Genomic DNA, 23,336 nt, shown 5'->3' with positions numbered 1-23,336 from the left:
TTTTGCGTTGCCTATGAAATATTCTAGTATTCCTTCGGCTCAATCGGTTGTTTTCCATTGTAAATCAAGGGGTATTAAGAACGTTGTAATCTCCCCGGGTTCAAGGAATGCCCCATTGACCATTGGTTTTTCTAATGATCCGTATTTTTCGTGTTATAGCATTGTAGATGAGCGCAGTGCAGCTTTCTTTGCCTTAGGCATGGCACAACACTTACAAAAGCCTGTTATAGCGGTTTGTACTTCGGGAAGTGCTCTTTTAAATTATTATCCTGCCGTAGCAGAAGCTTTTTACAGCGATATACCGCTTATTGTTATCTCTGCAGATAGACCCGGTTATAAAGTCGATATTGGTGATGGTCAGACCATAAGACAAGAATCAGTATTTGAAAAACATATTGGTTATTCAGCCAATTTAAAACAAGATATTTCCCATGCTACTGATATAGTAAAAAAGTATGATCCCTCCTTATTTCCAAAAGATTATAGCTTAGAAAATTTACAGTCTCAAATACAAAACTATAATGATGCAGAGTTAAATAATGCCTTAAAGGAGGCAATTAATCAAAACAGCCCCGTACACATAAATATACCTTTTGAGGAGCCTCTATATGACGCTTTGGAAAATTTAGAGATAGCACCATTTTGTGTCCCTGAAATTTTGGAGAATAGCAGTGAGGAGATCGATTGGGATTATCTTGCCCAAATATGGAATTCGTGTGAAAAGAAAATGCTTATTATTGGTGTAAATAATCCAGATAGCATTAATGTTGATTATTTAAATGTCCTTGCGAATGATGATTCAGTAATTGTTTTTACAGAAGTTACTTCAAATGTGCATCATAAAAATTTTCTTCCAAGTATAGATAGTATAATTGCGCCCATTGAAAAATCTAAGAATAAAGAATTACTTTTTAAAGAATTACAGCCTGAACTATTGATTACTATGGGAGGTATGATAGTTTCAAAAAAGATAAAAGCATTTCTAAGAAAATATAAACCAAAACATCATTGGCATATAAATAATAAAAAAGCCTATAATACTTTTTTTAGTCTTTCAAAACACATAAAAACAGATGAAAATTGGTTTTTTGAAAACTTGTTTAAGCAGAGGTCTGAAGTGCAAAGTAATTATTTTGGCAAATGGAATGAAGTAAAACAAAAATATGAAAGTAGAAGGAAAGCTTATATAAGTGAAATTCCATTTACAGATTTTTTGGCTTTTCAAACTATTTGTTCCGGCATTCCAAAAAACTATCAGTTACATCTTGCAAATAGCTCAACCGTGCGATACGCCCAGTTATTTGATTTAGATCCTTCACTTAAGGTATATTGTAATAGAGGAACAAGTGGCATAGACGGTAGTACTTCTACCGCAATTGGTTCGTCAATTCATTCAGTAAATCCTACCTTACTAATAACAGGAGACCTGAGTTTCTTCTATGACAGCAATGGCCTATGGAATTCATATAAGCGCAATGATTTAAGAATAGTAGTAATCAATAATGGTGGTGGCGGAATTTTCAGGATCTTACCAGGTATGGAAAATTCTCAGAATTTTGAGACCTACTTTGAGACCGTACAAGATTTAGAGTTGCAAAAACTTTGCTCGCTTTTTAATATAAATCATCTGGAAGCAGTAGATAAGAAAACCTTAAATACTGCTTTATCTACTTTTTATTTACCTTCCAATTCGCCGGTGCTTTTAGAGGTAAAAACACCCCGATTATTGAATGATAAAATTTTGCTTACTTATTTTGATTTCATATCTTAGGATCTTATTAATTCTTATAAAGAATCTAACAATATGAGCAGTAGACGAGACCACCTTATTGAGCAGTACGCAGCGGATATCAAGGGTAAATTTGGTCAAACCCCCGATATGGATCTACTGACAAAAGTAACTATTGGTCTGGGGCCAGCAATCTATAATATGGATTCTTCCAAAGTGTCTGGAACAGACGGTGCTGAACTTGAAACTGTAAAGAAAAACTTTTTACAAAAAAAATTAGGGCTAACAGATGGCCCTCTGCTAATGGAAGGTATCAAAAGTGTAATTGACACATACGGTGTTTCTGAGAGAAACAAATATCGTGCGGTGGTATATTATATATTGGCAAAGCATTTTAAAAAAGAATCTGTCTATAACTAGAACATCAAATTAGCCGTTCTTTTGATCGGCTTTTTTTATACCTTTTTGCTTAGAACAATTTCATGATAGAATTAGGAAATTATAACACTTTAAAAATTTTAAGAGAAACAGATGTAGGATTATTTCTAGGTGACGATGATGTGGATGATTTATTACTTCCATCAAAATATGTTCCGGACGAATTCAATATAGGGGATGATATAAGTGTATTTTGTTACCTGGATCATGAAGAACGGCCTATTGCGACAACACTTAAACCACTCATTAAAAGGAATACTTTTGGTTGGCTTAAGGTAGCTGAGGTAAACGAATTTGGGGCTTTTATGGATTGGGGCTTGGAAAAACATTTGCTGGTACCCTTCAGGGAACAGCAGACAAAAATGATTGAAGGAGAATCGTACGTGGTTTTTTGTTATCTCGATGAAAAGAGCTTCAGATTAGTGGCTTCATCCAGATTGAATAAATTCGCGAAGAATGAAGAAATATCACTTAACCCCAACGATGAGGTAGATCTATTGGTAAGCAGGCAATCTGAATTAGGTTGGGACGTCATAATAAATAATAAATACCAGGGACTGGTCTTTAAGAGTGAAGTATTTCAACCCATGCAAGTTGGAGCTACCTTGAAAGGGTATGTAAAGAAAATTCGTGAGGATAATAAAGTTGATGTTGTTTTAAAGCCCATTGGTTATTTGGGACTAGAACCTGCGGCAAAGAAGATTTTTGAGCAGCTAGAATTAGCAGGAGGATATATTTCACTTCATGATAAATCAGCTCCGGAGGAAATACAAGAGATGTTTCAGATGAGCAAAAAAACCTTCAAAAAAGCCATAGGAACCCTTTACAGGAATAGAAAAATTGAAATTAAAAACGACGGGATTTATTCCGTATAGTCAGAATTAATTTTCAATAGTTTTAAACAATTACCAATTCCGTATATTATTCTTCCCATAATTCTGCTATTTTTGTCCGATTAAACCTATTTATTTTGTTGATAATAAGGTTTTTACTTAATTTTAACCGTGGATCCCTAAATTAATTACCTCATGCCATTTATTGAAGAAAGCGATTTATTAGAATTACATAAAGATATTGACAAGGCACAGATTATAAATGAGCGCTTGTTAGATCAAATAAAATTTAAGAATAAAGAATTAAAAAGTAGTAAGATCCAAAGAAATGTTCTTGCTGGTGTAACTACACTTTTTTTAATCGGAACACTTGCGATTACTTCATTTACTGCCGGACTTAGTAGGTCTAATACCTATGACAATCAAAATTTATTAGTTTCTATTGATAGCTTGGATGCTGTAAAAACCAGAATAGATAATCTTCAACAAAAGAATGAAGAGTTGAGTTTAGTAAAAGAATTCTATCTGGCTAAGATGTTTTTAGAAAAAGAAAAAATATATTCAGTACAGGTAAAATCCTTTGTTGATAATAATCTTACCCTGGCCTCAGAATCTTTGACAAATACCATGTTCGTCAAAACCAACCCTTTTTATTCTTACTCACTGGGTAATTTCGAAACATTGGAAGAAGCCAGATCCTTCAGATATCAATTGGTTAAAATGGGCTTCGAAGATGCATTCGTGGCTTCTTATCAGGATGGAAAGCGAATAAAAATTGAAGATCCTTATTAGTGACCAAATTTAGAGCCTGGCTAAGTGCAGCCCGCTTAAGAACCCTTCCTTTATCATTGTCAGGCATATTGGTAGGTACTGCTGTGGCTAATATTTACGGTTATTGGGATTTGCATGTTTTCATTCTTGCTTTGTTAACAACAGTTGCTTTTCAAATTACATCGAATTTTGCAAATGATTATGGTGATGGAGTAAAAGGCACAGACAATCAAGATAGAATTGGACCCAAACGAGCTTATCAAAGTGGCCAACTGTCTAAAAATGAGTTAAAATCGGGTATTCGCATATCTGTTGTAATTGATTTATTCCTAGTCTTCCTGTTATTGTACTTTGCTTTTCAAGAGGAACACTTCTTGTATGTGGTTTTATTTGTAATGCTTGGAATGGCTAGTATTTGGGCGGCAATTAAGTATACAGTCGGCAACAATGCATATGGATATAAAGGATTTGGTGACCTTTTTGTTTTCTCATTTTTTGGACTGCTGAGCGTTCTTGGTTCTATGTTTTTGTATACAAAGTTTTTAACATCTATGGCGGTACTGCCTGCTGTTTCTATTGGATTCCTTAGTACAGCGGTACTTAATTTAAACAACTTAAGAGATATAGGATCGGATAAAAAAGCAAATAAGAATACGGTAATTGTCAAAATAGGGCTTTCTAAAGGGAAAGTTTACCATTACACCTTAATTATTTTGGCATTCATTAGCATGCTAACTTTTGTGGGGTATCATTACTATTCATGGAAAAGTGCAATATGTCTGATCGCATTTGTACCTCTTTTTATTCATTTAAGATTGGTAAGCAAAATAGAAAACCCCAGGAATTTTGATCCTGAATTAAAAAAAGTGGCCCTTAGCACTTTTCTGCTGGGATTCTTGTTTTATATAGGGTATAATTATTTTTTGTAAATTTGAGAAGACATAACCCACTAATACCATACTTACTTTGGAACAAGCTATTAAGATTCTTATTGTAGAAGATAATGTGATTATTGCAGACGACATGCAATCCATGTTGGAGGAAATAGGATATGAAATTGTAGATAATGTAATTGTTTACGAACAGGCTGAAGAGGTTTTAAAAAACAATCATGTAGACCTGGTGCTTATTGATATCATTTTAGCATCCGACAAAACTGGAATAGATTTAGGGAAACATATTAGAGAGAACTACAATATTCCCTTCATTTTTGTCACTTCCAATTCAGATAGGGCTACTGTGGAGAACGCTAAGACAGTAAAACCTAATGGCTACCTTGTAAAGCCATTTGAACAGCAGGATTTATACACTTCTATCGAAATTGCGCTTTCAAATTTTGATTACTCAACCAAAGAGGGAGGGCAGGAACACCCGGAAGATGAGGAAAGGGTAGTATCTAATTCTGTTCTCAAAGACTCGATTTTTGTTAAAAAGCAACACCTTTATTATCGCATTCAGTTTGGAGATATTCAGTTTATTAAGGCAGATAATGTTTATCTGGAGGTGAATACAATAGACAAGAAATTTTTGGTAAGATCTCCCTTAAAAGATTATTTGGAGAAATTACCCAAAAATAAATTCTACAGGGCACATAAATCTTATATCGTAAACGTAGATCATATAGACGCTATTAACTCTAAGGATATTATGATCAATAATACCCTTATCCCGATTTCGAAAGATTTCAAAGAGTTCATTATTTCTGCCATGAACTCATAGGGCTGAGTTTTTTCAGTAGTTTTATTTTATCAGAATAAAACCTGGTATTTATTATTAATGGCCTTCAAAAGGCTAATCACAACACATTTGAACTACTTCACAACAATTATTTTTCCCTGAGGAAGAATAGGAATACTTTGGCTATGTAATTAATTAGATAAATTTTTTTCATTTTCATATAGTGTTCTCGTAAAAGAGTCTTGTCTTAGTTGGCAGGACTCTTTTTGATTAATACCATTTTGAATTGAACCGGATTTCTATTCTCACTTGAATTAATACTCCATGAAAGGCTAAAAAAATCGGGTAAAATGCATATAATGACTATAAAATGCTGTTTCACAACATAATTATGCACTTACACAACAAAAACCCGAATGCTAAATTTCTAGGTAATAAATTTGAAGCGCTGATACAGCACCCCAAATCTTATCATTAATATATCACCGTTTAAAAGGCTATGCTTTGTGTATAGTCTTTTTTTAGTTGCCCCACGTATTTTATAGGGATGATTACAAGAAATAAAAGCGGAAAATTGAAGGTGTTTTGGTATTAAAAGTATGGATGAAAATATTTTGTTATGAGCCTTAATATTTACTAAGAGCTATGGTAGACAACAGTTTCATTCTACTTTACAACAAAAATTTAAACGCTAGACGAATTAATAGTAAGTTTAAATTGTTGTTAAGGTTTTTAACTTAATAATTTTAATCAGATCAAAATAGAATTAGGCAAATATCCCTTAGCTTGTTATGGCAAAATCGCTGGGTAAAATTTTAGTAATATTTTTTCTTTCTTTAGTTCAAAGTGTCGGAGCCCAGGTTTTAGACACCTTGGATGAAAATGTATTGGATGTATTTAAGGAAAAGCAAAGTGTTGCCGATAGGTTTGATTATTTCTTTAATACACTACACAGGTACAATGAAAACTCCGCCTATGATTGGTTAGACGAGGTTAATGTTTATCTAAATTCTGCAGAGAAGTCAGGAGATTCAACAGCTATAAATAATTATAAGCTCATGCAATCTCAAATTTATTATGATTTGGGTGACTACGACAAAAGTGTGGCTATAGCCAATGACCTGTATTCTGTGAAAGATGGGCTCGATTTGCAGACCAAGAGGTTTATGTTAGATCTGATAGATAGTAACTATTCACAGTTACAACTATATGGAAAGCAAGTTGAGATAAGACAGGAGAAAAGAGATTTAGGTTTCTCCGAGAATATTACCTTTTATGATATTTATTCTAATCTGGGTTTGCATAGAAAAGCCATGGAAGATTATATCATGGATATGAAAAAGACCATTGATAATAGTGATCTCTACGGTCTTGCAGAATACAATAATAATGTAGGCCGGTATTTACTTCTGGACAAGTCTTCCTCGGTGGCGTTAAGTAATTTTAAAAAAGCCAAAGGTTATGTGGATGTATTTTTAAATGATGTGACCCAGGTTAAGACGGAGAAAGAATTACAGGATGCCAAATTATTAAAGGGAATTATTGAAGGGAATATTGGTAAATCCTATTTGCAGCTAAAACAATTTGAGGAGGCCTTACCTTATTTGGAAAATAGTATTGGTTTAATAAAGGAAAATAATATTGGGCAGTATTCTGAGGATGTGATTGAAAATAGTCTGGCACTTGCAGATTGTCACCTTCAGCTGGAAAATTTTCAAAAAGCAAAGGATATATTAAATGAAGCTCTCAATCCCATTAAAATAGAGCATATTATTAAGAAAAACAGACTGCTGGCTGCATATTACGACAAGATTGAGGACTATAAAAATTCAAGTTTTTACTTAAAGAAAAATGTAAGGATTGCCGATTCTATTAATATCAATGACTCCTCACTTAAAAAACAACAACTTTCCACAGTTGCAAAATATGAAATTGAGAATTCCAAAAGAATGATAGATGCGCAAAAGCTGGAAATGGAACGCGCCAGAAATGAAATGCAGGCTAAGGATGAGCAGATAAACCTGGTTTTTATTTCTTTGGTTTTTACTCTATTGGGTTTTGCGGGATTAGTTTATGCCTATTTAAAAAGTATAAAGAATCAACGTCTGATTGCCGAGCAGAAGCATATAATTGAAAATTCTCTGGTAGAAAAAGATTCTTTACTTAAAGAAATTCATCATCGTGTAAAAAACAACCTGCAAATGGTATCGAGCCTTTTGAGTCTTCAAACCAAAAATACGCGAAGTAAAGCGGCTATTGAAGCTCTTGAAGAAGGAAAGAGCAGGGTAAAAGCTATGGCTCTAATACATCAGAAGTTATATCAAAATGATGATTTATCTGTTATTGAAATGCAGGGTTATATAGAAAGTTTGGTCAATAGTGTACAATCAGTATTCAAAAAAGGAGGACATAGTATTAATATAACAATTGACGCTGAAGGGGTTGAATTGGATATTGACAGGGCCATCCCTTTTGGATTAATATTAAATGAGTTGGTGTCAAATTCTTTTAAATATGCATTTCCCGATGATGACGCCGATGGTAAAATATATATCCACCTTAGAAAAAACGGCGACCAGGGATTCTTTGAGTATACCGATAATGGTATAGGACTTGACGAAGAATCTGAAGAAAGGGCCAATTCATCAATGGGGATTCGGTTAATGAAGCGTCTGGTAAATCAATTACAATCTACATTAAATATTGATAAAACTACGGATGGTGTACGTTTTTGGTTCAATTTTAAATAAATTTGAACTTCTAAATGTTATCTCATGAAAATTACTTTTTTAGGGCACGCATCCTTATTGGTTGAGGTCGGTCAATACAAGGTTTTAGTTGACCCGTTCATTACAGCAAACGAGAAAGCAACCGGAAAGGTTGATATAAAAGATTTGAATCCAGATTATATCCTGGTTACACATGCTCATCAGGACCATATCTTGGATGTAGAAGCCATTGCTAAAAGATCTGATTCAGTAATTGTCAGTAATTATGAGATTGCAATGCATTATCAGGCTAAGGGCTTCAAAGTACATCCAATGAATCACGGCGGCAACTGGAATTTTGACTTTGGAAAAGTAAAATATACGAATGCCATACATACTTCTTCCTTTCCCGATGGTTCATATGGCGGACAGCCAGGTGGATTTATTATCTCTTCTGAAGGCAGACAACTCTATATTGCCGGAGATACAGCCTTGACTACAGACATGAAATTAATTCCTTTGACCCATAAATTGGACCTGGCCATTTTACCCATTGGGGACAATTTTACCATGGGAATAGAAGATGCTGTTCTGGCGGCAGATTTTGTTTCTTGTGATACGGTGCTGGGTTATCATTATGATACTTTTGGTTATATAGAAATAGATCACAAGAAGGCTCAGGAAGAATTTACGAAAGCTGGTAAAAAATTGCACTTGTTGCCAATAGGGGAGGCAATTACCATTTAATTATCTAAACTTACTTCTCAGAACTATTTTGTGTAATAGCTTTGGGAAGAATCGTTTCAGGTAAATACCTTTAATTTCTTTACCACCAATATATACTTCATATTTCTTTTGCTCTATTGCCCGGATCATTTTTCTTGCAAATATCTCAGGGGGCATGCCTTGCTCCGTTGCCGTATCATTTCTATTTTGAGAAGAACCATCGCCGATTAAAGCATTTATCGCCAACTTAGTCTGAACAAAACCCGGACATACCATGGTTACATCTATACCGTCCTTATCGTGTTCCATCCTAAGCACATCAAAGAAACCGTGCAGGGCGTGTTTAGCTGCGCAATAACCGGACCTATAAGGAGACCCAAATTTGCCCATTAAACTGGTTACGGTTACAAAATGCCCGCTCCCTTTTGAGATAAAATGGGGCAAGACTTCTTTGCTTAGGGCAACAGTTCCCATATAATTTATATTTATCAATTTTTCATAGACTTCTAAATCTGTATCCATTATTAAAGAACGCTGACTTATTCCTGCATTATTAATTAGCATGTCAATCTTCCCATAAAAAGAAATCGCAGTGTTAACACTTTGATCCATAGCTCTGAATTTTGAAAGGTCAAGAGGTAAAATTGTCACGCTATCCGGAAATTTACAGTTCTCTTTAACCAATTGAAGTTGTTTTTTATTTCGGGCGGACAGGATAAGTTTATGGCCTTTCAGGCTTAATTCATAGGCCAGCGCTTCACCTATACCGGAAGAAGCACCGGTTAACCATATTACTTTTTTATTATTTCCCTCCATTCTCTAATTTTTAGATTGAAAATATAGTTAAATTTAGCACCAATTCATATGGACGCCCTTTACAAGAAATACGATCTGAACTTCAAAAGACCTGGTGGCACGTCGCGAGGCATTCTTAGGAAAAAAGAAACCTGGTTTTTAGTCCTGAACAGTAATGGAAAATTTGGAATAGGGGAATGCGGATTGTTCAGAGGCCTGAGTATTGATGATGTACCAGAATATGAGGCCAAACTTTCCTGGACCTGTTCACATATTCATTTAGGTAAAGAAAGACTTTTAGAAGATTTAAAGGAATATCCAAGCATTAGATTTGGAGTGGAACAGGCTTTCACTTCCCTGGCTTCTGAAAACCCCTTCGTGCTTTTCCCTTCGGCCTTTACCAAATCTCAAGCAGCCATTGATATTAATGGCCTAATTTGGATGGGCGATATAGAATATATGCAGGAACAAATAGCTCAAAAGATAGCGTCGGGATTCAGTTGTATTAAAATTAAAATAGGGGCAATTGATTTTAATACGGAATTGTCGTTATTGACTTCCCTGAGAAAGAAGTATAAAAAAGAAGAAATTGAACTTCGGGTTGATGCCAATGGGGCATTTAGAGCAGATGAAGCCTTAAATAAACTCACTAAATTAGCAGCCTGCGATATACATTCTATTGAACAGCCTATTAAACAAGGATTTCCTGTTGAAATGAAATATCTATGTGAAAACTCACCACTGCCAATAGGTCTTGATGAAGAACTAATTGGCCATCATACCGTAACGGAAAAGGAAACTTTGCTACAAACCATTATGCCACACTATATTATTTTAAAGCCAAGCCTTTTGGGGGGATTCATGGCTTGCAAGGAATGGATTGAGATAGCTTCGAAATTAAATATCGGCTGGTGGATTACCAGTGCATTGGAAAGTAATATTGGTCTTAACGCCATCGCTCAGTGGACATATACGCTTAACAGCAAAATGGCTCAGGGTTTAGGTACCGGGACTTTATTTACTAATAATTTTACCAGTCCACTTAAAATACAAAATGGGAAATTACATTACGATAAAAATTCAAACTGGGAACAAAGCTTAATAAATAAATTATGTATATAGAACAAGGTTTTAAAGGATTGCATGAACTATGGCGATATGCGGTTGGAGTAATAATAATTTTCTTTGGCTGGCAAGTTATTGGGGCAGGTCCCCTGGTTTTAGTTCTTATTGCAAAAGCAATTGAGTCAGGAGAATACCCGTCAGACATAGCCGAAATTTCCAATTTACTGGGATCTAATTTATTTTTCTTTCTTGCGCTGCTGACATTTGTCATAGGGTTTTTGGCACTATATCTTACTTTAAAATATGTTCATGGACAAAGCTTTATATCATTAAGCACTTCCAGGAAAAGTATTGATTGGAAACGCGTGATTTTCACATTTTTCCTGTGGGCCGCAATTTCTGGCATATTTATAGGGTTGGATATCTTTTTATCACCTGAAGACTACGTATATAACTTTCAGCCAGGTCCATTTTTAGTATTGCTGCTTATCGCTCTTATTCTGATTCCTATTCAAACTAGCTTTGAAGAGTATTTTTTGCGTGGTTATTTAATGCAGGGATTGGGCATTGCCGCAAAGAACAGATGGGTTCCGCTTATAGGTACATCTGCATTTTTTGGGCTGCTGCATATCTTTAATCCGGAAGTAGCCAAAATCGGATACGGTGTAATGATTTTTTATATTGGAACCGGCCTGTTTTTAGGTATTCTTACCCTAATGGATGAAGGTTTGGAATTGGCCCTTGGTTTTCATGCAGCAAATAATTTAACGGCTGCACTTTTGGTTACTGCAGAATGGACGGCTTTCCAGACGAATTCTATATATAAGGATATTTCTGAACCTGAAATTGGTTGGGAAGTTTTTGCACCAGTTTTTATTATATATCCTGTTATGCTTCTTATTTTATCCAAAAAGTACGGGTGGTCCAATTGGAAGGAACGCTTAACCGGAAAAGTTTTACCCCCCGGAGATATAGATGATACACTTAAAATTTAATTAGATGGCGGTTAAAATACACGAACAATTTAAACTTAATGGTCATGGCTACTCCAATGAAGAGTTAAAAGAGGTAGCTTATAGTTTAATTAAGGAAGGAGAAGATTATGAAAAGGATATAGGAGACTTTCTGTTAGATTGGTTGTCTCCAGACCTACAGTTAACAGTTCGAACATCCGGCTCTACAGGTATTCCTCTGGGGATTGCATTAAAAAAACAGCATATGGTAAACTCTGCCAAGGTTACCGGCGAATATTTCCAGTTAGAGGCCGGTGACAGGGTTTTACTATGCCTATCTCCCCAATATATTGCGGGAAAGATGATGCTCGTTAGAGCAATGGTTCTTGGTTTAGAGCTCGATTTTGTTGCTCCTACTTCAAGACCTTTGGATGGAGTAAATAAGTCCTATAAATTTTGCGCCATGGTACCTCTTCAATTAGAATCATCTATTAATAAATTAAATCAGATTCAGACGGTCATAGTCGGGGGAGCTTCAGTTTCTTCTCAATTAATTAAATTGATTGCTAATAGCAATACAAAGATTTTTGAGACTTATGGCATGACCGAGACCATTACTCATGTTGCGGTCAGACCATTGAATCAATACGATACCAAGTCAAAGTTTGGCGCCTTCAAAATATTACCGGATATAACTATTTCTCAGGATGACAGGAAATGTCTGGTAATAAATGCTCCAAATATTACCGATGACCCTGTAATCACCAATGATATTGTAGAATTGATCTCGGAAAAAGAATTTCTTTGGCAGGGACGATTTGATAACGTTATTAATTCGGGGGGTATCAAATTAATTCCTGAGCAAATTGAACAAAAACTGTCGTCCCTTATACCGTCAAGATTTTTTGTTAGTGCTTTGCCCGATTTGAAGTTGGGTCAGAAATTAGTTTTAGTTGTTGAAGGTGAAAAAATAGAGGGGCTTCAGGAAATAATTTCCAAAGCCGATTTGGAGAAATTTGAGTTGCCAAAAGAAATATTTTACGTCCCGGCTTTTATAAACACAACAAATGGTAAGATTGTAAGGGAAAAAAGCTTGTCTTTGATAAAAAGCTGATATCATTCAAAATTTTGAGAACCCAAATTTTAGTAATACTAAGGGTAAGAATGTATTACTATAGAATATAAATGATTAGTATATTCATGGCTTATTTTAAAAAATAAAACAAATTATAAATTAATGAAGTCTACGCATTTTATGAAAACTTTCCTGACGCTCCTTTTATTTTCACTTAGTTATCAGTTATTCTGCCAGCAAATTTTATCTGAAGAAGAACGTGCTCAGGTTATTGATGAAATTTTAAACGAACGGTTTGATGTACTGTTGCCTGAACTTATGGACCAGTCAGATGTGGATATGTGGATTCTTATTTCCCGGGAATACAATGAAGACCCTATATTGAGGACCATGCTGCCGGCTACATGGCTAAATGCCAGAAGGAGAACCATTCTATTGTTTTATAGAGATAAAGCCAACAACACAATCGAAAAGCTGGCCGTAGCCAGATATAATGTCGGAAAAAACATCTCTTCGGCATGGGACAAAGAAAAAGAACCTGATCAATGGCAAAGATTAATTCAATTGATAGAAGAACGTAATCCAAAAAAAATAGGCCTGAATTTTTCAAAAGATCATAATATAGCGGATGGTCTGGATAAGACAGATTATGAGGAATTCTTGCAGTACTTACCAAAGAAATACGCTTCAAGAGTAGTTTCTGCTGAACAACTTGGTGTTAGATGGATTGAGACAAGAACTGAACGGGAAATGGTAATTTACAATCAGTTGGTCTCCATCACGCACGATATTATTGAAGAAGCATTTTCCGAAAAAGTGATAACCCCCGGAATAACAACAACAACTGAAGTGGAGTGGTGGATGAGGCAAAAAGTTACAGACTTGGGTCTGGAGACCTGGTTCCATCCAACAGTAGATGTACAACGAACAAATGAGGAACTGGTGGGGCATCTATACTCTTTTTCGGGAAGACCAGACCAAATGGTGATTTTACCTGGAGATCTGTTACACTGTGATTTTGGGATTACTTATTTAAGATTAAATACAGATTGTCAGGAATTGGCCTATGTTTTAAAACCCGGAGAAAAGGAAGCACCTGATTTTTTAAGGGAAGGTTTGAAAGCTGGGAACAGTGTGCAGGACTATCTCACAAAGAATATGATAAAAGGACGAACAGGGAATGAAATATTAAGGATCGCCTTGGATCAAGCCAAAGAGGCCGGATTTAAACCTGCCATTTATTCTCATCCATTAGGGTCTTATGGTCATTCTGCAGGAACAACTATTGGTATGTGGGATTCCCAGGGGGGGGTTATGAAAGACGACGGCGAGAATTACCCACTAAATGCGAACACAGTTTATGCTATTGAATTGAATACAACAATTACTATTCCGGAATGGAATAGAGATATTAGAATCATGTTGGAAGAAGCAGGCTTCTATGGGGAAGAGGGTTTTAGGTATGTAAATGGACGACAAACAGAGTTAATGCTGATACCCAGGGAAATCAAACATTTAGGTAATTAAACCTGTAAGACACCCATATTAAATGCTTTTTCAATAGGGGCATGGTTTGCTGCCTCTATACCCATGGAAATCCATTTGCGTGTTTCTAACGGATCTATAATAGCGTCTGTCCATAAATGTGCTGCCGCGTAATATGGGGATATTTGTCTATCATATCTTTTCTTAATTTCATCAAAGAGTTCGGCTTCTTTTTCAGGAGTTATTTTTTCTCCCTTCTTTTTTAAAGAGGCCTTTTCTATCTGGAGTAATACTTTTGCCGCCGAATTCCCGCTCATTACAGCAAGTTCGGCACTTGGCCAGGCGAAGATTAGTCTTGGGTCATAGGCTTTACCGCACATAGCATAATTTCCGGCTCCATAACTATTGCCAATAATCACGGTAAATTTAGGTACAACAGAATTGCTTACTGCATTCACCATTTTGGCGCCATCCTTTATTATTCCGCCGTGTTCACTTTTGCTACCCACCATAAACCCTGTGACATCCTGAAGGAAAACGAGAGGTATTTTTTTCTGATTGCAATTTGCAATAAATCTTGTGGCCTTATCTGCAGAATCTGAATAAATAACACCTCCAAATCGCATTTCGCCTTTATTGGTCTTCACTACCTTTCGTTGATTAGCGACAATGCCTACGGCCCAGCCATCAATGCGTGCATATCCTGTCAGGATTGTTTTCCCAAACCCCTCCTTATATTGCTGAAATTCTGAGTGGTCTACAAGTCGCTTAATTATTTCGAGCATATCGTATTGCTCTGTCCTTGATCCGGGTAAAATACCATAAATGTCCTCCGGATTTTCTGCAGGTTTTATAGTCTTAATTCTATTGAATCCTGCGGTATTGGGAACCCCTATCTTATCAATCAGGTTTTTGATCGTATCAAGGGCATCTTTATCATCTTTTGCCTTATAATCGGTTACCCCACTAATTTCACAATGTGTCGTGGCTCCACCCAGGGTTTCATTATCAATATTCTCCCCTATAGCGGCTTTAACCAAATAGCTGCCAGCTAAAAATATACTCCCGGTTTTATCAACAATCAGGGCTTCATCACTCATAATAGGTAAATAAGCACCCCCTGCTACACAACTCCCCATAATAGCGGCTATCTGTACGATACCCATACTGCTCATTATCGCATTGTTTCTAAAAATGCGGCCAAAATGCTCTTTGTCGGGAAAAATTTCATCCTGCATGGGGAGATAAACCCCTGCGCTGTCTACCAAATAAATAATTGGAAGTCGGTTTTCTATAGCAATTTCCTGAGCTCTAAGGTTCTTTTTGGCCGTAATCGGGAACCAGGCACCCGCTTTTACTGTAGCATCATTTGCAACAACAATACATTGTTTACTTTTAACATAGCCTATTTTTACCACAACTCCTCCAGATGGGCACCCACCATGTTCCTTATACATATTATCTCCCGCAAATGCACCGATTTCTATAGAATTACTTTTGTCATCCAATAAGTAGTCTATACGTTCTCTTGCAGTCATTTTACCTAATTCATGCTGCTTTTCGATACGGATTTTACCGCCGCCTAATTTTACATTTACAAGTCTCTTCTTTAGCTCTGAAACCAGTAATTTATTTTGATCTTCGTTCTTATTGAAGTTGATATCCATTCTCTATAGTCAATTTCTTTAATAGGGTTAAAGATAAGGAGTAATATTGATTAACTTTAGCAAAATACAACAGTAAGATATGAAAGAAAAAATTCGTTGGGGAATAGTGGGATTGGGAAATATAGCTCAAAAATTTGCAGATGATTTAAAATTGATCGCTGATGGGGAACTCACTGCGGTTGCCTCGAGAGATATTCAAAAGGCCAAACGATTTGGTGAATTAAATAATGCCAAACATGCATTTGGTAGCTATCAGGAATTATTTGCGTGTACCGACGTAGATGTGGTATACATTGCCACACCACATACTTCTCATGCCGATTTGAGTATCATGGCCATGAATGAAGGACGAAATGTACTTTGCGAAAAACCTATGGGAATAAATAGAGGTGAAGTGGAAAGAATGATTGCCTCCGCCAGAAAAAATAACGTTTTTTTGATGGAAGCTTTATGGAGCAGGTTTAACCCTTCAATTAGAAAAGTAAAAAATTTGATAGACGAGGGAATTATTGGTGAAGTAGGATACTTACATGCAGATTTTGCTTTTTATGCGCTCGACAAGGATATAAACGGTAGGCTTCTAAATCCTGCATTGGCAGGGGGATCCCTTTTGGATATAGGTATTTATCCTATTTTTTTAGCATATCTTATTTTAGGATTTCCTGAAAAAATTATGGCTTCTTCTAAAATATATAAAACAGGGGTAGATATCCAAACCTCCATGATTTTTGAATATTCAAATGCACAGGCCATATTGTATAGCGGACTTACCTCTAATTCCGAAATGAAGGCAGAGATTTCCGGTTCTGAGGGAACTGTCTTTTTAACCCCCCGATGGCACGAAGCACAGGAATATTCTGTTGAAAAAAACGATAAGTTAGAAAAAGTTCAATTACCTACCAGAGGAAAAGGTTATGAGTATGAAATTGTAGAAGTTCATCAATGTTTAAGGAACGGTAAGTTAGAAAGTGACTTATGGTCCTTGAAAAATACCTATGATTTAATTAGAATTATGGACAATATTAGGAAACAAACGGGGGTAGTCTTTCCCTTTGAACAATAAAAGTTTAAGCATTTACTTTGAAAAATTCTTATAAAATTTCCGATATTTGAGGTCCAACTAAACTAACTAACATGGGAATGAACAAGAATACGGTCCTTGCCTGGGCTACCTTTATTATGATTTTTGTGGGCTTAGGTCTTATTGCCCTTGGGGCATTTCGTTACGACGATGTAGCCGGATGGGGGTTTGCCTCCGTTGGTATTGGTTTTTTTGCCATAGCCTGGGTATTTAATGCATTAAAAGGGAGAGTTTGAGCCCTTCTCTATCCCATAATATTTCTTTAAATATCAACTGGTTTTATGACTTCTTGATTTATTTTTCAAAAAACATATTAAGTTTATGTCTGACGATAAGAAGGTAATTTTCTCAATGTCCGGGGTTACCAAAACCTACAAAAATGCCAATACTCCCGTTCTTAAAAATATTTATTTAAGCTTCTTTTACGGGGCCAAAATAGGAATACTCGGACTTAATGGTTCGGGTAAGTCTACGCTATTGAGGATTATAGCTGGTGTAGATAAGAACTATCAGGGAGATGTAGTTTTTTCGCCGGGTTATAAAGTGGGGTATCTGGAACAGGAACCTTTACTGGATGAAGATAAGACAGTTTTGGAGATTGTCAAAGAAGGAGTATCTGAGACCGTTGCTATTCTCGATGAGTACAACAAGATAAATGATATGTTTGGATTGCCTGAAGTATATGAAGATGCAGATAAAATGCAAAAGCTGATGGACAAACAGGCAACTCTGCAGGATAAAATAGATGCTTCCAATGCCTGGGAACTCGACACCAAACTGGAGATTGCTATGGATGCGCTGAGGACTCCTGAAGCAGATAAGAAAATTTCTGTACTCTCGGGCGGTGAGAGAAGACGGGTGGCATTGTGCAGGTTGCTTCTTCAGGAACCGGAAATATTATTGCTTGATGAGCCAACCAACCATTTGGATGCTGAATCTGTACATTGGTTAGAACACCATCTGGCACAATACAAAGGAACTGTTATTGCGGTAACACATGACCGTTATTTCCTGGATAATGTCGCCGGTTGGATACTGGAGTTAGATAGGGGAGAAGGTATTCCATGGAAAGGAAATTACAGTAGCTGGCTTGATCAAAAATCCAAACGTCTTGCACAAGAAAGTAAACAGGCCTCTAAAAGACAGAAAACACTGGAACGGGAATTAGATTGGGTACGTCAGGGTGCTAAGGGCAGGCAGGCTAAACAGAAAGCCCGTCTCAATAATTATGACAAATTATTAAGTCAGGATCAAAAACAACTTGATGAAAAGTTAGAGATCTATATTCCAAATGGCCCTCGGTTGGGAACCAATGTTATTGAAGCTAAAAATGTAAGTAAAGCTTTTGGCGATAAATTACTTTACGAAGAGTTAAATTTTAAATTGCCACAGGCCGGAATAGTCGGAGTAATAGGACCTAATGGGGCTGGTAAAACAACTATTTTTAAAATGATCATGGGCGAGATAGCTCCGGACAAGGGCGAATTTATTGTGGGTGAGACGGCTAAAATAGCCTACGTAGATCAAAGTCATTCTAATATTCAGAAAGATAAGTCTATATGGGAAAACTTTAGCGACAGTCAGGAATTGATAATGATGGGAGGCAGGCAGGTTAATTCCAGAGCATATTTAAGCCGATTTAATTTTTCCGGAAGTGAGCAGAACAAGAAGGTGAACATGCTCTCCGGAGGAGAACGCAACAGATTACATCTCGCAATGACTTTAAAGGATGAAGGCAATGTTTTGTTATTGGATGAACCTACAAATGATCTGGATGTAAACACATTACGGGCGTTAGAGGAAGGTTTGGAAAATTTCGCCGGTTGCGCCGTTGTAATTTCTCACGATCGCTGGTTTCTGGATCGAGTTTGTACTCATATATTAGCCTTTGAAGGAGATTCACAGGTATATTTCTTTGAAGGTTCTTTCACAGAGTACGAAGAGAACAAAAAGAAACGTTTAGGTGGGGATATTATGCCTAAAAGAATAAAGTACAAGAAGTTAATCCGGTAAAACCTTACTTTTTTTTGCCCTTTCTTAAAAGTCATCATTGGGATACCAGTCCAGTTGTATCACCATAATGTCAGGATTTTCCTGATTCACCAATTCTTTAAATCTGCCAACGTCACTAACATTTGGCCTGCCGCGGTAATGATAAGGATAAACTTCCTTGGGTTGAAATTTAAGTACGGCATCTGCAGCGCTTTCTTCGGTCATTGTATAGGGCTGATTCATACAAATAAATGCCTTGTCAATATTTTTTAATGCGCGCATTTCAGGGATATCTTCGGTATCACCGGAAAAATAAAAACGTTCATTACCCATATTTAGAACATAGCCATTCCCACGCCCATTTTCGTGAAATGCTTTAGCTTCTTCCCTCAAATTATACATTGGGATGGCTTCAACGGTAATACCAAATCGCTCTTTAGAATCCCCATTATTCAATATATCTATTTGTGGTGTAAATTTAGAAGGGATTTTATCTGCAACTGCCTGAGGGACGATGATCTTGGCCTTTTCAGTATTTAGTTCTTCAAGTGTTTCAAGACTAAAATGGTCTCCATGTATATCTGTGATTAAAATCAAATCAGGCAGCTTTTGACCTTCAAATGATTTTAGACCACCAACCGGATCTATGTAAATAGTAACATCTTCCCACTCGAGTACTGTGGTTGCATGTTCAATTGGAATTATTTTAATTTCTGATTGAGAGTTAGCAGACGGTGGCGGTAATTGTTCACTATACTCAGGTTGTGAATCTACCCCCGTTTCGCGGTTGTTTTTTTGCTTACAGCCCATTAAAACCATAAAACAAGCAAGTAAAGCAATAATTAAATTTTTCATAGTATTTTTTATTGTAATAAAAGAAGGAGCTAAAGATAAATAATAAAAGACAATTATAAAATGAGCTGCATTTTAATATTACTTCGTTTATATGGAGTGTTTTTTTCTAAATCTATTACTTGGAACCCATATTTCCGATAAATATAAATGGCGGCTTCCAGCTTTGTATTCGAGTATAAAAGTAATGTTCTCCATTTGTTTCTTTTGGCAAAGTAAATGGCATATTCCATCAATTCCTGACCTATTTTCAGACCCTGATAACCCGGGTCAACAGCCATTTTTCCCAATTCAAAAGTTTGTTCATTTAATTTTATCAAAGAAAAACATCCTACTATTTCAGACTTCATTTCGGCAAAAAAAATATAGCCACCCTTATCAATGATACTGCTTTCACAGTTTTCCAGTAACTCAGCATCTTTAGGCTCTATATAGAAGTAATTCTCCAACCAGGATAAATTCAGATCCCTGAAGTATTTGGCAAGGCCCGGTCTGTAAGGGATAATTTTCAAAGACATTATTGGGATTCTAATTTTGCGATTACTAAAGTTAATATTAGGGGGATTCTTGTTAAAAGTATTTAATTATTTTTTTAGTAAAAAAAATCTAAAAGTAAATCTAAACCGTATATAGACTTATACAAACAAACACTTTTAAAAAGTAACAAAAAGGTTAACTAATATTTACATTATGACTGAAACAAAAAACAACAATGGATTAAAAGTAATAGCTGGCTTATTGGGCGTTGTTCTATTAGCTACTATTATTTATACTGTTAGTCTCTATCAGGATAAGAAAAAGACCACTATGGCTCTTACTCAGGAAAAAGATCTTGTTGTAGAGGATTTGAATAGCTTAAAATCTGAATACGATAAAGCAATATTGGAAAGTAATGCGACAAATGAAGAATTGGTTAGCGCCAGGGATAGAATTGCAAAGTATATTGACTCTGTTAAAACAATGAAGTCTGATATTGCTTCCCTTTCAAGATACAGAAGACAGGTTGGTGTTCTTAAAGAAGAAAGAGAACAATTACTACGCCAGGTAGATTCTTTGACTAAGTCCAATACGTTAATTGCAATGCAAAGAGACAGTACTTTTGTTGAATTGGAAAAACAAACAGTATTCAACGATTCATTGGTAGTACAGAATACTCAGTTGGCAGATGCAGTTGAAAGAGGTTCTGCTTTAAATTTATCTTCTTTTACAGTTGATGCTGTTAGAGAACGTAGCAATGGTAAATTAGTATCCACTTCCAGAGCAAAAAGCACCGACAAATTTAAAATTTGTTTTACTGTTGCTGATAACGTAATTGCAGAAGCAGGAGACAGACAATTCCTTGTTGAGGTTTTAGATCCTCAAGGTAATGTTTTAGGCGGAGGAATGACTAAGTCTAGTGAAGACGGTGCCTCAGTATCTTATAGCAAAGAAACCGATTTCTACTACGAAAACAATGATTTGGATGTGTGTGATTTTATAAACAAACCATCTGGTGATTTCCAAAAAGGAAATTATATGGTAAATGTATATGATGACAAACTTAAATTACTAGGAACATCTAAGTTCGCATTGAAGTAATAAACACTATCCATTTATAAAAAAAGGGTCAATCGTTAGATTGGCCCTTTTTTATTATAATATTTCTGAATTCAATACACTTATCTGGTGTTGAAGGCAAATCCTAACGAGTTACCCCCAGGTCTTCGAATGATAATATTATACATGTTCTGTAAAGGAGGGGAATTCTATTTCAGACCACCAACCATCTCCTCCGGTTTAACCCATTCATCGTATTCTTCTTCAGTAACATATCCCAGATTAACAGCTTCTTCCTTTAGGGTTGTCCCGTTTTTATGTGCCGTATTGGCTATTTCTGCAGCTTTATAATATCCAATTTTTGTATTCAAAGCCGTTACAAGCATTAATGAATTGTTCAATAATTCTTTTATGACGTCGCGATTAGGTTCAATGCCTACCGCACAATTTATATCAAAACTAATGGCAGCATCTCCCAAAAGCTGGGCAGATTGCAAAACATTGGCGGCCATTAAGGGTTTAAAAACATTTAACTCATAATGCCCCTGTGTACCTCCTATGGTGACTGCAACATCATTACCCATAACTTGTGCGCAAACCATGGTAAGTGCTTCGCATTGGGTTGGGTTGACCTTGCCAGGCATTATTGAACTTCCGGGTTCATTGGCAGGAATTATGATCTCACCAATTCCGGATCTTGGCCCTGAAGCCATCATTCGAATATCATTAGCAATTTTATTCAGGGAAACAGCTAGTTGTTTTAATGCACCATGGCTCTCAACCAACGCATCATGTGCTGCAAGGGCTTCAAACTTATTTGGAGCCGTTTTAAACTTAAGTCCGGTAAATTCAGAAATATATTTAGCTACTAAAACGTCGTAGCCTTTTGGCGTATTTAATCCTGTACCTACTGCAGTGCCACCTAATGCTAATTCACTTAAATGATCTAAAGTGTTCTCAAGTGCCTTTATCCCATGATCTATTTGAGAAACATAACCAGAAAATTCCTGTCCAAGCGTTAAAGGGGTTGCATCCATTAAGTGCGTCCGGCCAATTTTAACCACAGTATTAAATCGTGTTGCTTTTTCATTGAGGGTATTGCGCAATTGTCTTAGTCCGGGAATAGTAACCTCAACAATCTTTTTATAAATTGCAATATGCATTCCTGTCGGAAAAGTATCATTTGACGACTGAGATTTGTTAACATCATCATTTGGTTGAATTGTCTTCTCTCCTTCGCCAATGACTTTACCAGCCAATTCATGTGCTCTATTAGCAATAACTTCATTTACATTCATATTGCTTTGCGTGCCGGAACCGGTTTGCCATATAACAAGAGGAAATTGGCTATTGTGATCTCCGGCGAGTATTTCATCACAAACCTGGGCAATTAGATCTCTTTTTTCAACGGCCAATACCCCTAATTCACAGTTGGTGTATGCTGCGGCCTTTTTCAAATAGGCAAATCCCATAATCACATCTAGTGGCATGGAAGCCGGAGAACCAATTTTAAAATTATTTCGTGATCTTTCAGTTTGTGCACCCCAGTATTTATCTGATGGGACTTTTACCTCACCCATGGTGTCTTTTTCAATTCGGAAGCTCATAATAGTGTAGTTTTAATGTCTACAAAGATAAGATACGAAGGCTTATTTTGATGGTTGTAAATTGAAATTTCATGTGATCCAATTTTTTTTTTGCCTTTGATTTGTTGAAATTACTATTTTCAAACTATCTTTGTGTTCCAAAGAATAAGAGTATGTTCGAATTTGATCAATATTTGGGATTTTTAGCCTTTTTAACCGTTATTACCATAGGATTTTGGTTAATGATGTTTTTATTATTATTTGTAGTTCCCTATTGGCTGGGAGGTAATCTTATGGAATTATGGAAAGAAAAGCGGGAAGCCAAAAGAGCCCAGCGTAACGAATAAAAAAAAGAAGCCGCCTGGCT

At 36.1% G+C, this 23,336-nt stretch carries 22 protein-coding genes; 17 read left to right on the top strand and 5 right to left on the bottom strand.

The window, feature by feature from the left end; translation table 11 throughout:
• Positions 1 to 13: 13 nt before the first annotated feature.
• From menD to Q0874_RS10785, 8 genes are all read left to right on the top strand, one after another.
• Entirely contained in the window at positions 14 to 1,771 is a 1,758-nt protein-coding gene (gene menD / locus Q0874_RS10820) for a 2-succinyl-5-enolpyruvyl-6-hydroxy-3-cyclohexene-1-carboxylic-acid synthase (protein ID WP_299162949.1), read from the top strand.
• Between the two features lie 33 nt (positions 1,772 to 1,804).
• Entirely contained in the window at positions 1,805 to 2,149 is a 345-nt protein-coding gene (locus Q0874_RS10815) for a DUF2853 family protein (protein ID WP_299162947.1), read from the top strand.
• A gap of 62 nt (positions 2,150 to 2,211) precedes the next feature.
• Positions 2,212 to 3,042 carry a S1-like domain-containing RNA-binding protein gene (locus Q0874_RS10810; RefSeq protein ID WP_299162944.1) on the top strand — a complete coding sequence of 277 codons (831 nt, stop codon included), beginning with the start codon at positions 2,212 to 2,214 and terminating at the stop codon, positions 3,040 to 3,042.
• 153 nt (positions 3,043 to 3,195) lie between these two features.
• Complete coding sequence (locus Q0874_RS10805; protein WP_299162942.1) at positions 3,196 to 3,792, top strand: SPOR domain-containing protein; 597 nt, start codon at positions 3,196 to 3,198, stop codon at positions 3,790 to 3,792.
• Positions 3,792 to 4,700: a 1,4-dihydroxy-2-naphthoate octaprenyltransferase gene (menA, locus tag Q0874_RS10800; protein WP_299162939.1), complete on the top strand. Its 909-nt coding sequence runs from the start codon at positions 3,792 to 3,794 to the stop codon at positions 4,698 to 4,700. Before Q0874_RS10805 ends, menA begins: the two co-directional genes overlap by 1 nt.
• A gap of 37 nt (positions 4,701 to 4,737) precedes the next feature.
• The gene (locus tag Q0874_RS10795) at positions 4,738 to 5,490 is read left to right on the top strand and encodes a response regulator (RefSeq protein WP_299162937.1); all 753 of its coding nucleotides are present in this window, start codon (positions 4,738 to 4,740) and stop codon (positions 5,488 to 5,490) included.
• A gap of 749 nt (positions 5,491 to 6,239) precedes the next feature.
• The gene (locus Q0874_RS10790) at positions 6,240 to 8,198 is read left to right on the top strand and encodes a histidine kinase dimerization/phosphoacceptor domain -containing protein (RefSeq protein WP_299162934.1); all 1,959 of its coding nucleotides are present in this window, start codon (positions 6,240 to 6,242) and stop codon (positions 8,196 to 8,198) included.
• A 24-nt stretch (positions 8,199 to 8,222) separates the two neighbouring features.
• Positions 8,223 to 8,903, top strand: a complete 681-nt coding sequence (locus tag Q0874_RS10785) for a metal-dependent hydrolase (RefSeq protein ID WP_299162932.1) — start codon at positions 8,223 to 8,225, stop codon at positions 8,901 to 8,903.
• Here Q0874_RS10785 and Q0874_RS10780 read toward each other — a convergent pair whose 3' ends face one another.
• On the bottom strand, positions 8,904 to 9,698 hold the full coding sequence (locus tag Q0874_RS10780; protein ID WP_299162929.1) for an SDR family oxidoreductase: 795 nt from the start codon (positions 9,696 to 9,698) through the stop codon (positions 8,904 to 8,906).
• Positions 9,699 to 9,746: 48 nt separating this feature from the next.
• Here Q0874_RS10780 and Q0874_RS10775 point away from each other — a divergent pair, with 48 nt between their 5' ends.
• The 4 genes from Q0874_RS10775 to Q0874_RS10760 all read left to right on the top strand — a co-directional run bounded on the left by Q0874_RS10775 (position 9,747) and on the right by Q0874_RS10760 (position 14,297).
• Positions 9,747 to 10,799, top strand: a complete 1,053-nt coding sequence (locus Q0874_RS10775) for an o-succinylbenzoate synthase (protein WP_299162927.1) — start codon at positions 9,747 to 9,749, stop codon at positions 10,797 to 10,799.
• Complete coding sequence (locus Q0874_RS10770; protein ID WP_299162925.1) at positions 10,790 to 11,737, top strand: CPBP family intramembrane glutamic endopeptidase; 948 nt, start codon at positions 10,790 to 10,792, stop codon at positions 11,735 to 11,737. Before Q0874_RS10775 ends, Q0874_RS10770 begins: the two co-directional genes overlap by 10 nt.
• Before the next feature lie 4 nt (positions 11,738 to 11,741).
• Positions 11,742 to 12,809 (top strand): AMP-binding protein, encoded by a 1,068-nt coding sequence (locus Q0874_RS10765; protein WP_299162923.1) that lies wholly within the window; start codon positions 11,742 to 11,744, stop codon positions 12,807 to 12,809.
• A 141-nt stretch (positions 12,810 to 12,950) separates the two neighbouring features.
• Positions 12,951 to 14,297, top strand: a complete 1,347-nt coding sequence (locus tag Q0874_RS10760) for a M24 family metallopeptidase (protein WP_299163239.1) — start codon at positions 12,951 to 12,953, stop codon at positions 14,295 to 14,297.
• Here the strand turns inward: Q0874_RS10760 and Q0874_RS10755 are convergent.
• Positions 14,294 to 15,922, bottom strand: coding sequence for an acyl-CoA carboxylase subunit beta (locus Q0874_RS10755; RefSeq protein WP_299162920.1), 1,629 nt, complete (start codon positions 15,920 to 15,922; stop codon positions 14,294 to 14,296). The two genes, Q0874_RS10760 and Q0874_RS10755, sit on opposite strands and share 4 nt — an antisense overlap.
• Positions 15,923 to 16,001: 79 nt before the next feature.
• On the opposite strand from Q0874_RS10755, the gene Q0874_RS10750 reads away from it, so the two are divergent.
• The 3 genes from Q0874_RS10750 to ettA all read left to right on the top strand — a co-directional run bounded on the left by Q0874_RS10750 (position 16,002) and on the right by ettA (position 19,016).
• Positions 16,002 to 16,985, top strand: a complete 984-nt coding sequence (locus Q0874_RS10750) for a Gfo/Idh/MocA family oxidoreductase (protein ID WP_299162918.1) — start codon at positions 16,002 to 16,004, stop codon at positions 16,983 to 16,985.
• Positions 16,986 to 17,056: 71 nt separating this feature from the next.
• Positions 17,057 to 17,239, top strand: coding sequence for a CAL67264 family membrane protein (locus Q0874_RS10745; protein ID WP_299162915.1), 183 nt, complete (start codon positions 17,057 to 17,059; stop codon positions 17,237 to 17,239).
• Positions 17,240 to 17,324: 85 nt separating this feature from the next.
• Positions 17,325 to 19,016 carry an energy-dependent translational throttle protein EttA gene (gene ettA, locus Q0874_RS10740; protein ID WP_299162912.1) on the top strand — a complete coding sequence of 564 codons (1,692 nt, stop codon included), beginning with the start codon at positions 17,325 to 17,327 and terminating at the stop codon, positions 19,014 to 19,016.
• Between the two features lie 24 nt (positions 19,017 to 19,040).
• Here ettA and Q0874_RS10735 read toward each other — a convergent pair whose 3' ends face one another.
• Both Q0874_RS10735 and Q0874_RS10730 read right to left on the bottom strand, forming a co-directional pair.
• Entirely contained in the window at positions 19,041 to 19,850 is an 810-nt protein-coding gene (locus tag Q0874_RS10735; protein ID WP_299162910.1) for an MBL fold metallo-hydrolase, read from the bottom strand.
• Between the two features lie 53 nt (positions 19,851 to 19,903).
• The gene (locus Q0874_RS10730) at positions 19,904 to 20,365 is read right to left on the bottom strand and encodes a GNAT family N-acetyltransferase (protein ID WP_299162907.1); all 462 of its coding nucleotides are present in this window, start codon (positions 20,363 to 20,365) and stop codon (positions 19,904 to 19,906) included.
• Positions 20,366 to 20,537: 172 nt separating this feature from the next.
• Here Q0874_RS10730 and Q0874_RS10725 point away from each other — a divergent pair, with 172 nt between their 5' ends.
• On the top strand, positions 20,538 to 21,425 hold the full coding sequence (locus Q0874_RS10725) for a hypothetical protein (RefSeq protein WP_299162904.1): 888 nt from the start codon (positions 20,538 to 20,540) through the stop codon (positions 21,423 to 21,425).
• A 167-nt stretch (positions 21,426 to 21,592) separates the two neighbouring features.
• Here Q0874_RS10725 and fumC read toward each other — a convergent pair whose 3' ends face one another.
• Positions 21,593 to 22,990 (bottom strand): class II fumarate hydratase, encoded by a 1,398-nt coding sequence (gene fumC / locus Q0874_RS10720; RefSeq protein WP_299162902.1) that lies wholly within the window; start codon positions 22,988 to 22,990, stop codon positions 21,593 to 21,595.
• A gap of 152 nt (positions 22,991 to 23,142) precedes the next feature.
• On the opposite strand from fumC, the gene Q0874_RS10715 reads away from it, so the two are divergent.
• Positions 23,143 to 23,316, top strand: a complete 174-nt coding sequence (locus Q0874_RS10715; protein ID WP_299162900.1) for a hypothetical protein — start codon at positions 23,143 to 23,145, stop codon at positions 23,314 to 23,316.
• Positions 23,317 to 23,336 lie beyond the last annotated feature (20 nt).

This window comes from uncultured Eudoraea sp. (assembly GCF_947490415.1).
Lineage (GTDB): Bacteria > Bacteroidota > Bacteroidia > Flavobacteriales > Flavobacteriaceae > Eudoraea.
Note: the sequence above shows the minus strand (reverse complement) of the source record. Positions and strands in the feature narration are given on the sequence as shown.